Source organism: Micromonospora sp. NPDC048930 (assembly GCF_043197935.1).
Lineage (GTDB): Bacteria > Actinomycetota > Actinomycetes > Mycobacteriales > Micromonosporaceae > Micromonospora.
In genome coordinates this window covers 738,931-751,151 of record NZ_JBICUB010000002.1, presented here as the reverse complement: position 1 = coordinate 751,151, position 12,221 = coordinate 738,931, and the positions used below count along the sequence as shown (strand labels likewise).

Annotated in this window: 15 protein-coding genes; 1 reads left to right on the top strand and 14 read right to left on the bottom strand. The window is 75.6% G+C overall.

What is annotated here, in order from left to right; genetic code table 11:
- Window positions 1-23: 23 nt before the first annotated feature.
- Genes ACGFI9_RS08985 through ACGFI9_RS08930 form a run of 12 tightly spaced genes read right to left on the bottom strand, consistent with a single transcriptional unit; the run spans window position 24 to window position 9,180 of the window.
- A complete protein-coding gene (locus tag ACGFI9_RS08985) occupies window positions 24-1,223 on the bottom strand; it encodes a LysM peptidoglycan-binding domain-containing protein (RefSeq protein ID WP_393176570.1) in 1,200 nt (399 codons plus the stop codon).
- A 15-nt stretch (window positions 1,224-1,238) separates the two neighbouring features.
- Window positions 1,239-1,670: a hypothetical protein gene (locus ACGFI9_RS08980; protein ID WP_393176568.1), complete on the bottom strand. Its 432-nt coding sequence runs from the start codon at window positions 1,668-1,670 to the stop codon at window positions 1,239-1,241.
- Entirely contained in the window at window positions 1,667-2,134 is a 468-nt protein-coding gene (locus tag ACGFI9_RS08975) for a TadE/TadG family type IV pilus assembly protein (protein WP_393176566.1), read from the bottom strand. Before ACGFI9_RS08975 ends, ACGFI9_RS08980 begins: the two co-directional genes overlap by 4 nt.
- Entirely contained in the window at window positions 2,131-2,610 is a 480-nt protein-coding gene (locus ACGFI9_RS08970) for a TadE/TadG family type IV pilus assembly protein (protein ID WP_393176687.1), read from the bottom strand. The genes ACGFI9_RS08975 and ACGFI9_RS08970 overlap by 4 nt, the downstream gene beginning before the upstream one ends.
- A 21-nt stretch (window positions 2,611-2,631) precedes the next feature.
- Window positions 2,632-2,826 (bottom strand): hypothetical protein, encoded by a 195-nt coding sequence (locus ACGFI9_RS08965; protein WP_393176564.1) that lies wholly within the window; start codon window positions 2,824-2,826, stop codon window positions 2,632-2,634.
- Between the two features lie 25 nt (window positions 2,827-2,851).
- Window positions 2,852-3,712: a type II secretion system F family protein gene (locus tag ACGFI9_RS08960; RefSeq protein WP_393176685.1), complete on the bottom strand. Its 861-nt coding sequence runs from the start codon at window positions 3,710-3,712 to the stop codon at window positions 2,852-2,854.
- A gap of 5 nt (window positions 3,713-3,717) precedes the next feature.
- Window positions 3,718-4,617 carry a type II secretion system F family protein gene (locus tag ACGFI9_RS08955; protein ID WP_393176562.1) on the bottom strand — a complete coding sequence of 300 codons (900 nt, stop codon included), beginning with the start codon at window positions 4,615-4,617 and terminating at the stop codon, window positions 3,718-3,720.
- Window positions 4,618-4,620: 3 nt separating this feature from the next.
- Entirely contained in the window at window positions 4,621-6,141 is a 1,521-nt protein-coding gene (locus tag ACGFI9_RS08950) for a CpaF family protein (protein WP_393176560.1), read from the bottom strand.
- Window positions 6,131-6,964: a ParA family protein gene (locus ACGFI9_RS08945; RefSeq protein ID WP_393176558.1), complete on the bottom strand. Its 834-nt coding sequence runs from the start codon at window positions 6,962-6,964 to the stop codon at window positions 6,131-6,133. Before ACGFI9_RS08945 ends, ACGFI9_RS08950 begins: the two co-directional genes overlap by 11 nt.
- Window positions 6,964-7,623, bottom strand: coding sequence for an SAF domain-containing protein (locus ACGFI9_RS08940; RefSeq protein WP_393176556.1), 660 nt, complete (start codon window positions 7,621-7,623; stop codon window positions 6,964-6,966). Before ACGFI9_RS08940 ends, ACGFI9_RS08945 begins: the two co-directional genes overlap by 1 nt.
- Window positions 7,624-7,678: 55 nt before the next feature.
- On the bottom strand, window positions 7,679-8,620 hold the full coding sequence (locus ACGFI9_RS08935) for a hypothetical protein (protein WP_393176554.1): 942 nt from the start codon (window positions 8,618-8,620) through the stop codon (window positions 7,679-7,681).
- Entirely contained in the window at window positions 8,614-9,180 is a 567-nt protein-coding gene (locus tag ACGFI9_RS08930) for a hypothetical protein (protein WP_393176552.1), read from the bottom strand. The genes ACGFI9_RS08935 and ACGFI9_RS08930 overlap by 7 nt, the downstream gene beginning before the upstream one ends.
- 591 nt (window positions 9,181-9,771) lie before the next feature.
- Between ACGFI9_RS08930 and ACGFI9_RS08925 the strand changes: the two genes are divergently transcribed.
- Window positions 9,772-10,590 (top strand): prepilin peptidase, encoded by an 819-nt coding sequence (locus tag ACGFI9_RS08925; RefSeq protein ID WP_393176550.1) that lies wholly within the window; start codon window positions 9,772-9,774, stop codon window positions 10,588-10,590.
- Window positions 10,591-10,956: 366 nt separating this feature from the next.
- On the opposite strand, the gene ACGFI9_RS08920 is transcribed toward ACGFI9_RS08925, so the two are convergent.
- Both ACGFI9_RS08920 and ACGFI9_RS08915 read right to left on the bottom strand, forming a co-directional pair.
- The gene (locus ACGFI9_RS08920) at window positions 10,957-11,583 is read right to left on the bottom strand and encodes a phosphatase PAP2 family protein (protein WP_393176548.1); all 627 of its coding nucleotides are present in this window, start codon (window positions 11,581-11,583) and stop codon (window positions 10,957-10,959) included.
- A 105-nt stretch (window positions 11,584-11,688) separates the two neighbouring features.
- Window positions 11,689-12,189: a hypothetical protein gene (locus tag ACGFI9_RS08915; protein ID WP_393176546.1), complete on the bottom strand. Its 501-nt coding sequence runs from the start codon at window positions 12,187-12,189 to the stop codon at window positions 11,689-11,691.
- Window positions 12,190-12,221 lie beyond the last annotated feature (32 nt).

Below are 12,221 nucleotides of genomic sequence, written 5' to 3'. Positions count from 1 at the left end.
CCGTCGGCGTCCGTGGCCGGCCGTCAGTCCTTGCGGTGGCGGCCAGTGATCAGGGCGCGGGGAGCCGGGCGGCGGCGCAGGCCGAGCACCGCGCCGATCTGCGCGCCGACGATGCTGGCCACCGCCAGCACCGCCGAGATCGCCAGCGGCCGGTTCATCCCCTCGTCGTCGGCGGTGGCCCGGGAGGCGCCCACCGCCATCGCCGGGGGCGGGCCCGCCGGCTCCTCCACCGTGGACCTCGACGTCCCGATCCCCGATGGAGAGGGCTTGGGCCTGGTCGGCTGGCCGGCCGTGCCGGCGCCGCCCCCGTCGGCCGTCGCCCCCGATCCGCCGCCGGGCGCGGCCGTCGATCCCGCACCGGGGCCGTCCGGCTTCGCCGTGACGCCCGCGCCCGGGCCGTGCGGCGTGACCGACGAACCGTCACCCGACGGCGCGAGTGGTGTGGCCGTGGAGCCCGGACCGTGCGGCGTCGCGGCCGGGGGGCGGGGCGCGGGAGCCGGCCGGGACGGGGACGCGGGGCGCACCACCAGCTGGCCGGTGGCGTGCCGGCGGGCGCCGTCGTCGACCGCCCCCTCGGGCAGCTTCAGCAGCTGGCCGGGGTGGATCCGGTCCGGGTCGGCGAGCCGGTTCAGCCGGGCCAACTCCCGGTAGCGGTCGAAGTCGTCCAGGTAGCGCTCCGCCACCTCGCCCAGGTAGTCGCCCTTCGCCACCCGGTACACCGCCGGCTCCGTGGTCAGCGACGCGGTCCGGGCCGGCGGGGTGGCCTGCGCCGGCGCCGCGACGACCGCCGGGGCGGCGGCAGCCGGCTGCGGGGCGGTCAGCGCGGCGGCGCTCGCCGCGGCCGGGCTCGCCGCCAGGATGAGCGCCACCGAGCCGACCAGGGCGGCCGCCGCCCGCTGCTGCCGGCCCATCCCGGGCAGCCGGGGCGCCGGCCGGCGCAGCGCCGCCGCCAGCAGTTCCACCAGTACGGAGAAGGCGAACGTCGCCCAGCCGAACCAGCCCACCAGCGCGAGCGCCCGCAGGAAGAGTTGGCCGTCGTCGCGGCTGGTCAACGCCGTACCCACCTCGGCGAGGGTGGGCAGGTGGTCGGGGAGGGGATTGCCGGCGAAGGTGAGGAGCGCGACCGGGCCGCCGGCCAGCACCGCGCAGAGCACGACGAGGGCACCCAGCCCGGTGAGGACCTGGCCGGTCCGGCGTACGGCGGAGCGTTGCGGTGCGGCCATGGCTGCCTTCCCTTCCTACGGGGCCCCGGTGAGGGCCCGTGCGGTGGCCTCACCGGTGACGGTGACGGTGTTCCTGAAGCCGAAGAGGCCGAGCAGGTCCCGGCGGTAGGTGATCCGGACGCGTACCCGGATCTGCTTCTCGCCGTCGACCACCGGGAAGCTGACGGTGTGGCCCCGCACCCCGCCGGCGGCGCGCAGGTAGTCCGCCACGGCGACCCGGGCGCCCGCCTCGTCGATCTCCTTCGGACCGCCCTCGATCGCCCGGGCGCGGTCGATGATCTGGCCGCCGCTGCGGGCCGCCTCGGCGGCGAGGTCGTCGGCGCGCTGCACCGAGCGCAACTGGCCGGCGGTGTCGTACGCCAGCCCGATGACCACGAGGACGCCGGTCAGCGCGGCGGCGAGGAAGAGGCTGACCCGGCCGCTCTCCCGGCCCCGCCACCCGGTCATCGCCGGCTCCGGTAGGTGTCCAGCGGCGAGGTGAAGGTCGCCGCCACGGTGTGCGAGCCGGGCACCCCGGGCAGCGCCGGCGCCCGCAGGTCGGCGAAGGTGACCCGGCAGGTCACCCGGACGCTCACCGTCGCCGGCACCCCCGGAGCGGCCCGGTACGCCGCCGCGAAGCTGGTCGCCGCGCCCCGGACCGTGCCGCTGAACGCGAGTGTCGGTGCCCCGGCGCAGCTCAGTCCCCGCCAGTCGAGCCGCCGCCGGGCGGCGTCCGTCGCCGCGGCCCGGCCGGTGGCCGCGTCCCGGGCGATCGAGGCGGCCCGGGCGGCGTCGTGCGCCGCGGACTCCACCGCCTCGTCGGCGACCGCCGTACGTCCCACCACGCCGGCCAGCACCATCAGCCCGATGAAGGCCGGGGCCAGCACCGCCACCTCGATCGACACGGATCCGCGTTCCCGCACCCGCCTCACCCCGTCGTCCAGCGTTCGACGGTGCCGTGGGCGGTCTGCCGGACCGGGAAGCTGACCCCGGGGACGACCGAGAGGGACCGGCCGGTCACCGTGCAGGTGACCTCGGTGGCGGTGGTGACGCAGCGCGGCCCGCGCTCGTCCCAGCCGACCAGCCAGTCGCCGGCCGCCCGGAGGAAGCGCCGGGCGCGCGCCTCACCGGCCCCGGGCGGCGCCGCCAGGACGCGCTGGGCGTTGACCCCGCTCTGCGCCGCGTGCAACGCCGTGGAGCGGGCGACGAACAGCGCCGCGAGCTGGATCGACCCGAAGAGCAGCACCAGGATCACCGGCATCACCACCGCCAGCTCCACCGGATTCGCCCCCCGGTCCGTACCACCCTCCTGGAGCCGTCGCCGGACGGCCGCGACCGGCCGGCGGAGGCCGTGGGCGGGCCGGCGCGGCCGGGCGGCAGCCGCCGCCCGGCCGTCGACGCGCCACAGTGGTCGCCGCATGGTCGGCCGTCAGGGCGCCGTCGGAACGGCGTTCATCCAGTTGTTCGCCCGGGCCATGACGAGCCCGGTGACCGCGATGGCCGCCGCCACCAGACCGAAGATGATCACGGCGGTGGGGACCGGGCTGTCCCCGCGCTCCGCCTCGTGGCGCAGCTCGGCCAGGCGCGCGGCCAGCGCCGCGTGCAGGTAGGTGATCAGATGCATGTCGGGGCTCCTTTTCGGGGTGGGGTCACAGCCGGGCGAGGAACGGATAGACGGCGAAGCCGAGCAGGACGAACACCAGCAGCGAGCCGGGGATGTCCAGCCGGCTGGTCACCCCCTCGGCCCGGGCCAGGTTGTCGGTACGGATCTGGTCGCGCAGCGAGTCGGCGCGGCTGCGCAGGGTCTCGTGCACCTGGGCGCCCTCGCTGCCGGAGGAGCGCATGATCGCGCCCACGTCGCCCAGCTCCGGGATGCCGATCCGGTCGGCCAGCACCTGCAACTCGTCCCAGGGCGAGTGCATCTGCAGCTGGGCGATCCGCAGCGCCTCCCGGATCCGGTCGAAGACCCAGCCGTCGCAGATCGCCGCCGCGCGTTCCAGCGACTGCACCGGGCCGTGCGCCGCGGAGAGCTGCAACGCCACCAGGTCCAGGTAGGTGCAGACCGCCTGGCGGAACTCGTCCCGTGCGGCCTCCGCCTTCGCCAGCACGTCCCGGTGTGCGACCAGCCCGGCGAGGAACGCCAGCCCCAGGCTCCCCAGCACCGGCACGACCAGCGGCAGCGACACCCCGCCGGCGAACAGCACGGCCGACAGCACGGCGGGGGTGGCGAACCCGATCAGCGCGGAGAGCAGCACCGACAGGGCGTACTGCTCGGGGGTGCGGTCGAGCAGGGCGAGCTGCCGGTGCGGCGGGCGCAGCCAGCGGGACAGGCCGGCCAGCCAGTCCGGCCCGCTGCCGGTGCCGGTCACCTGGCCGGGCGGCTGGTGCAGCCGGCGCAGGGCCGGGCCGAGCGCCGGGGTGGCCGGCAGCGCCTCGCGGACCACCAGGAACAGGCCGAGGCCGACGGCCGACCCGCCGAGCACGGCGACGGCGAGCTGCCAGTTGACGATGAGGTTCACGCGATCGCCTCCTCCGGGTCGGGCGCGGGCAGGAAGCGCGCCGGCCGGGGCGGCTGACTCATCGAGCGCACCCAGACCAGCAGCCCGACGAAGGCGGCGCCGAGCACCGCCATCACCAACTGCCCGAACGGCGTCCCGTACGGCCGCACGTACTCGCGGTTGACCAGCCCGTACGCGAGCGCGGCCAGGGTCATCCCGGTGAGGAAGCGGACCGCGAACCGGGGCTGGGTCCGCTTCGCCTCGACCTCCCGCCGGGTGGCCACCTCCGCCGACGCCGCAGAGGCGATCGAGCCGAGCACGTCACCCAGCCGCTCGCCCCGGTCGGTCAGGTGCAGGATCAGCGCCGCCACCACCTGGTCGCAGACCGGGTCGCCGATCTCGTCGGCGAACGCGAGCAGGGCCGACTTCGCCAGCCAGCCCGCCTGCAACCGGGCGGCCAGGGTGCGTACCTCCTCCTGGATCTCCTCGGGCGCGGTCGCGACGGTGCCGATGACGGCCTGCTGGAGGCCCTGGCCGGTGCCGCAGATGTCCTTCAGCCGGCGGGTCCACTCGCCGACCGCCTCGATCCGGGCGATCGCCCGCTGCTCGGCCCGGCCGACCGCGAACAGCCACGGCACCCCGGGCACTGCCAGCGCCACCAGCAGCCCGACCACCGGCAGCCCGGTCAGCAGGAAGGCCAGCGCGCCGGCGACCACCGCCGCGCCGAGCAGGAGTCGGTACCGGTGCTGCTCGCGCCGGCTCGCCCCGGAGCCGGTCCAGAGCCGGCGCAGACCCGGCCCCGCACCCGGGCCCCGGCCGGGCGGCCGACGGGTGCCGACCAGCGCGACCACGGCCAGCACCAGACCGGCCACGCAGACCGCCCCGGAGACCAGGGCGACGAGTTCGATGGTGGCCATGACCTACCGCCGTCCGAGCCGGGAGTGCCGGGGCCGACGCCAGGCGCCGGTGCCGGCCTCGACGAAGCGGGTCAGCAGCCGGGCGTCGTAGCCGACCCGCAGGAGTTCGTCGCGGATCCGCTCGGGGAGGTGCCGGGGCACGGCCCGGCCGTCCGGGCCCGGCCCGAAGACCGTGGTGGTGGTGATCCGGTTGCCCTCGCCGACGCCGATGACCTCCTCGACGTGCGAGACGAACCGGTGCTTGCGGCCGCCGATCGCGGTCTCGTCCTCCACCGTGACGTAGACGATCAGGTCGAGCGCGTTGCCCGCCATCCGGCGGGCCTGGTCGACCGTCATCTCCCGGCCGTGGGAGAGCGCCAGCTCGATGATCCGCTCGCTCACCCCGGCCGGGGTACGGGCGTGGATGGTGCACATCGAGCCGCGGCTGGTGGTCATCGCCTGGAGCATCGGCACGATCTCCCGGGACCGGACCTCGCCGACGATGATCCGCAGCACGCCCATCCGCAGCGAGACCGGGATCAGGTCGGCGATGCTCACCTCACCGGCCGGCCGTCCGTCCAGCCCGCGTTCGCCGTGCCCCTCGCGGGCCTCGAAGCTCATCACCGCGCGGTGCTTGTGCCCCCGGCGGGCCGGCAGCAGCTCCCGGCTCTCCTCCAGCAGCACGTACGGCTCGTCCGCCGGGATCTCGTCCATCAGCGCTCGGATGACCGTGGTCTTCCCGGCCCCGGCCAGCCCGGCGACCATGATGTTCAGCCCGGCCCGCATCGACGCGCGGAGGAAGTCGCGCAGCAGCGGGTCGATCATCTCGTCCAGGTCGGGCCGGCCGCCGGCGATGTCCTCCAGGCTCACCGCCAGGGTGTTGTGCTTGCGGATCACCGCGTACGGGCGGTGGCTGACCAGGAACACCGCGGCCAGCCGGCTGCCGTCGGGAAGTTGCAGGTCCAGCGTCGGCTTCGAGGTGGAGAGCGACCGCTCGGTGGCCCCCGCCCGGCGGGCCGCCGCCTGCAGGATCTCCACCAGCTCGTCGTCGCTGTCGGCGATCGGCTCGGCCCAGTCGACTCCGCCGCCGTGCCGGGTGATGCGTACCTGGTCGCAGCCGAGGATGTGCACCTCCTCGATGGTGTCGTCGACCAGCAGCGTCTGGAGCCGGCCCAGGCCGACCAGCTCGGCGGTCACCTGGTCGAGCAGCAGGCGTTCCTCGTCGGCGGGCATCGGCGTGCCGGCCCGGCGCACCTGGTCGGCGTACGCGGAGACCACCGCGACCGCCAGCCGGGCCCGCTCGACCTCCTCGGCGTCCGCGTCGAACTCCCGGCCGCGCTGCCAGAGGGTGAGCCGCTCGCTCAGCTCCCGGCGCAGCTCGCGGACCACGGCGAAGTCGATCCGGGGCCGGGGCGGCGGCGCGACGGGCGCCGGGGCCGGCCCGGGGAGCGGGTGCCGGCCGTTCGGCGGGGCCAGCGGCGGCATGGTGGAGGTGGCGCCGGGCTGCTGCCCGCGCGGGTCGTGGGAGACCGGCTCAAACCGCACCGGACACCTCCGGCCCGGTCGGCGCGGTCACCGCCCGCGGCTGCCCGGCCCCGGGCCAGGCCAGCCGGGCCCGCCGCCGGTCCAGCAGCGCCCGGACCGGCACCTCCAGGGCCCCGGCCGCGCGCATCAGCGGCCGCCCGGCGCGGACGGTGCCGCCCCGGCTGAGCACCTCGGCGGTACGCGGGTCCTGCGGCAGCCGGGCGATCACCGGCAGCCGCAGCGCCTTGCTGATCTCGCTGCTGCCGTGCCCGTCGCCGACCACCAGCAGGCGCAGCGTGCCCGGGGGCACCCGGTGCTCGGTGAAGTCCCGTTCGATCGCCCGGACCGTCGACCGGGTGGCCGACAGGTCGGGCAGGTGGGCGCGGGTGACCAGGAGCACCACCGCGGCGGCCCGCAGCACCGGCCACGGTGGACCGCTCACCTGCAACCGGCCACAGTCGACCAGCACGTCGTACGGCGGGACGCCCTTCTCCAGCCCGCCGAAGAAGTCGGCGAACCGCTGCCAGAGCGGGGTGACGCTGCCGGCCTGGGCCGGGTCGACCACGCCCGGCAGCAGCAGCCGCTCCCGCTTCGGCGCGTCCAGGTCGACCAGCTGCGACCAGAAGGCCGTCTCCAGGTTGCCGTCGCGCAGCTCCCCGACGGCGAGTTCGCCGATGCCCCGGGGACCGTCGAGCGCCCCGGCCAGGTAGCCGGCGAGGATCGAGCCGCCCGCGGGATCGCACTCGGCCAGGACCAGCCGCCGGTGCCAGCTCAACGCGGCGGCCAGCGCGGCGGTGGTGACGCCGGGGGAACCCTTCGCGGAGACCAGGGCGATGATCGCCATCAGGCCGCCTCGGTGAGCACGAGCGCGATCCGGTCGTCCGCGGCCAGCGCCACCACCGCCGGCACGTCGCGGACGGCCAGCGCGACGTAGACCACCAGGTCGTCGTTCTCCGGCGCGCTGCTGTCGATCACGGTGCCCTCGAACCGGGTGCCGCCGCTGGTGTTGGCCGTCCCGTCGGCCTGCCGGTCCGGCGTGCTGACCAGCAGGACCTTGTCGCCCGGGTGGAGCGTACGGGCGGGCACCTTCGACGGCTTGAGGCCGAGCGCGATCTGCTGCTGCCCGGGACCGAGCAGCGGGGCCTCGGTGAGCTGGCCCCGGGTCAGCAACGTGCCCGGGGTCAGCCGGACGGCGGCGCGCAGGCCCAGCACCTCCCGCACCCGGCTGGCCGGCACCGGACGCAGTTCCCGCCCGCCGGAGACCCGGACGGTGACCAGGTCGTCGCGGGTGAGTTGCTGGCCCACGTCGACCGGCCGGGCCACCGCCAGGTAGCTGCCGGTCGACCGGACCGAGGTCACCGCGAACGCCGCACCGAGGCCGCCGAGGGCGATGAGCAGCACCGCCAGGCCGAGCAGGCCGGGACGTACCCGCCGTTGGCGGACCACCCGGGGTGGCGCCACCGGCGCGTCCATCGGGGTCCCGTTCCGGGTCGCCACACTCACGGCGCCACCTCCGTTCGCGACTGCGGGGCTCGCAAACCCGGCTCACTCCTCGCGCTCACCGTGTCACCACCTGAAGCTCGTTGATCTGCACCGGGACGGTTCCGCTGACCCGGCTCTGTGCGATGTCGCCGCTCTCGCCCCCGCCGGACCAGTGCACGGTCCAGAACGTGGTCGCGCTGACCCGGTACGTGCCGGCCCGCGCGTAGCCCCGGTCGTAGCCGCAGTCGGGGGAGGTCTGCCCGGCCCGGGGCCCGGTGGCCGAGTACGGCGTGCCCGGCCCGGTGCAGGTGACCTTCCGGCCGTCGCCCATGGTCCAGACGATCCGGTCCACCCGGGCGGTGATCTCGACGGTGAGGCCCCGGTCCGAGGCGGACGCGGTCAGCGGCCCGAAGTACGAGGGTCCGGAACTGGCCCACATCCAGACCGGCAGCCCGACCAGGCCCGGTCCCTTGCTGCGCCGGGGCGCGACCGCGATCCGGGGCGGCAGCAGCGAGATCGAGGCGAGCGCGCGGCGGGCCAGTTCCTCCGGATCGGGCGGCGCGCCGTAGCCGGGCGGCGGGGCGTCGAGCAGGACGACGGACTGGTCGCCCAGGTCACCGCCGTTGCAGGTGCGGACGTACCACTGCTTGCCGTCGGGCGCCTCCGGCTGCGGCTCGGCCAGCTTGTAGTAGCAGCCGTCGCCGTTGTTGAACCAGCCCAGCAGCTCGTCGTAGCAGGGGATGACCCGGCCGTTCCACTGGCACTTCGGGGCGGTGCCACCACCGGAACCCCCGCCCCCGGTGTCCCCGCCGCCCGGTCCCCCGGGCACGCCGGGATCGTCGTCCCAGACGTTGCAGTCGTTCTGCCCGGGCGGGCAGTCGCCGCCCGGCCCGGCGGCGTGGGCGGGCGACCCGGTCAGCGTCAGCAGCAGCGCCAGCCCGGTGGCGAGCAGCAGCCGGCGGGGCGTCCCGGCCCGGGTCGGGCGGGCCGGAACACCCCTTCCTCCCCAGGTCAGCACGGCTGCTCCTGGTGTGCCGCGCCAGCGTTGATGAGCCACCGGCCGTCCGGGTAGCGGGTCGCGGTGGCCGTCGCCAGGTAGCGCCCGCCGCGGGTGCCGGGGACGACCCGGTGGTCCTTGGCGTAGACCAGGCGGTAGCCGGTCGCGTCCAGACAGTCCTGGATCTCCACGGTGGGCGGGTCGGCGGCCAGGTCGACCCCCACGACGGTGGGGTCGGAAACCAGTTTTCCGGTACGCATCGCGCCGTGCTCCTTCGCGTTGCGAATTGCCACCCGTACCCGGGTCAGCAGCGGATCCGCCAGGAATCGGGGCAACGCGGGATGGGCGGGATCGCTGCGCGCACTCGCCACGCGGGATGCCTCGAGATAGCCGGAATAGGCGGCGAGCGCGGCCTTTCCGGCCGCCTGTTCGTCGGCTGCGGAATGACCGGCCGGTGCCACGTCGTGCCCGGCCAGCGGGCCGTCCGCCGCCTCCGGTTCGGTGCCGCAGCCGGCGGACGTGCCCAGCAGGGCCAGGCTGAGCAGGCAGATTGTCCATCGGCGGGAATGCCGTGTTCGCAACGCCGCGCCCTCCTCGGTGGCGACCCGGAGTGGCCGCGCCGGCGTACTCCGGGCATGCGGAAGCGCACCCGGAAGTGTTCTGCCGGGCCCCGTCTGGCTACCGCTGCATTTACCTGTACGGATCTTTAACTAATTCGAAACCTGCTGTCTCCGGTTGGCCTCCGACGCCAATTGATCGGGGGTTGCGTCGTACCCAAGGGGCGAGCATAAGCTGACGCCCGCCGATGCAACAGAGGCAATTCATTCGAACACGCTCAGTGATGACAGGTGGTGGTGGCCGGTGGATGTCCGGATGGTGACCCGCGTCGAAAAGCCGGCAGAGCCGGCGGCAGGAGTGGTCGCAACCTGTCAAGGGGTCCGGCGTCCCGGGTGGGCGTCGGGCGGCGGAAGAATGTGCAGCATCGATGCCTCTGGTCCGATCCGTCCCCCTGCGATCCGGGCCGCTCGGCCGGCTTCCCCCGCCCGCCGCCGGTGCCGCTCCCCGGTCGACCGCGACGCCGTTTTCCGCGTCATGCGCCACACGCTGGGACCCACAAAACTACTCTCCGTGTTCCAGAGTGGAACGGTGAGCAACCGTCCGGCGCGACCGGCATGACCGTCGAACGGGCCCACGGCGCTCCCCCGGAGGCCACCGCCCGCCCTTCCGCCGGGCCGTGGCGCAGGCTGTGGCACGTCACCCGGCCCCGGCTGGTACGCCTGCTGGCCGTCCTGGCGGTCGTACCCCCGGCCCGGCTGGCGGTCGCCCGCTACGCCGTACCGGCCGGATCGGCGGACCGCGCGGGGTGCGACCGCTGCGGCACGCCAATCGGCCTGGACCGGCCGCTGCCGGCGCTGGGGCCGGCGGCCCGGTGCCCGGCCTGCCGGGCCCGGATCGGCGCGGCACCGGGCCTGGTCGAGCTGGTCCTGGTCGCCGCGGCGGCGGTGCCGGTGCTGGCCGCCGGACCGGTCGCGGTGCGGGCGGCGGTGGCCTGGTGGCTGGCCTGGGCGGTGCCGGCGGCCCTGGTCGACGCGGCGGTGCACCGGTTGCCGGACCGCCTCACCTGGCCGGCGGCGGCCGGTGCCTGGGCGCTGCTCGGGACGGCCGCGCTGGCCGGGGCCGGGTCCGCGCCCTGGCTGCGCGCCACCGCCGCCGGGCTGGTCCTCGGCGCGGGCTTCGCGGCGACCACGCTGCTGCTCGGCCGGCGCGGCTTCGGGCTGGGCGATGCCAAGCTGGCCCTCGGCGTCGGGGCGCTGCTCGGCTGGTACGGCTGGTCGGCGCTGGTCACCGGGCTGGTGCTCAGCCTCGCGCTGTCCGCGCTGGTCGGTCTGGCCCTGCTGGCGGCCCGCCGGGTCCGCTGGTCCAGCCACCTCCCGTTCGGCCCGTTCCTCATCGCCGCCACCGCCCTCACCCTCCTCCTCCCCACCCCCTGACCCGCCGCCACCTCCGGTGGCCCGCCGCCGCTCCCGGTGACCCGCCGCCGCTTCGGGTGGCGGGCCGCCGCTCCCGGTGACCCGCCGCCGCTTCGGGTGGCGGGCCGCCGCTCCCGGTGACCCGCCGCCGCTTCGGGTGGCGGGCCGCCGCTTCCGGTGGCCCCTGATTCACGGAAAGAGTGGCCATGCGACACCCGATGAGCACTCTTTCCGTGAACGAGTGCGCAACGGGCGGCGCGGTGGCGGGTGGTCGCTGATTCACGGAAAGAGTGGCTATCCGGGGGCCGATGAGCACTCTTTCCGTGAATCAGGGCGCAGCGGGCGGGGGCAGCGGGTCGGGCGAGGCGGGGCGGGGCGGGCGTGGGGTCAGCGGCGGGCGGGTGGGGCCAGGGCGGCGGTGGGGCGGGGGAAGAGGCGAGCCAGGACGTCGGCGAGCGGGCGGGCGGCCAGCGGGGTGAGCAGGGTGCCGATCAGGGCACCGAGCAGCAGGCCGACGGCCACGTCATGGGGGTAGTGCACCCCGACGAAGACGCGGGAGAGCGCGGCGAGCACGGCCAGCGGGACGGCCACCAGCCCGATCCGGCGGTGCAGCAGCAGCGCGGTGGCGGCCAACGCCCCGGCGATCGTGGCGTGGTTGCTGGGGAAGGACCAGTCGCCGACCGCCGGGCAGTGCCCCGCGACGATCACCAGGTCGGCCGGGCTGCGGCACGGTCGGTCCTCGGCGACCAGGCTCTTCAGCCCTTCGCTGGCGCCGTACGCGGCGACCACCGCGACCGGCGCGACCAGGGCGAGCGCCCGGTCCCGGACGTCGCCGCCGACCAGCCGGGTCAGCGCGGCCAGCACCAGCAGCACGCCGAGCAGCACGATCGCGCCCTCGGTGAAGTGGGTGGCGAACCAGTGGACCGGCTGGGGCGTACGGTCGGCGAACTCAACGACGTCGTGGTACCAGTCGGCGCTGATGTCCGGAACGTCGGTCGGAACGGTTTCGTTCATCTTTTCCCCACCTCCCGTTCATACTCCGTGCGCCGGGAGGGTGGCAGGGGAATGGCCGTGCGGCAGCCGAAGTCTCAGCGACCTCACAGGACCGGCGGGCGCGGGCTACGACCCGGGCGGCGGGTCCGACGGCGGGCGCGGGGCGGGCTGCGCGACCGGACCGGACATCCGCTCGACGATCTCCTCCAGCGCCTCGAAGGCGTACGCCCAGTTGTGGCACTTGAAGCTGCGCAGGCCGTCGATCGGGGTCCGGCAGTCGGCGCAGTGCACGCCCGGGATGGCGTCCGGGACCTCGGTGTTGACGTACTTGCGCTCGCCGAGGATCACCCGGGCGATCATCGTCCGGTCGTGCACCCCGTGCAGGGCGGAGGAGACGATGTCGTACCAGTTCACCCGGCGGCCGCACTTCGGGCAGTCCGGTTCGTCGCCGCTGACCCAGAGCGGCGCGCCGATGCTGCGCGGCGGCATGTTGAGCAGCTTCTCCAGCCGGCGCACGTCCGACTCGGGGGTGGTCCAGCGGTGCCGGCCCGGCAACGACGCGGGCGAGTCGTAGACGGCGCGGAACACCGCCGGGTCGACCTCCACGGTCTCCCGCCTACCGGTCATCGGTACCTCCCTGGGACGTCGACGTTGCTCAC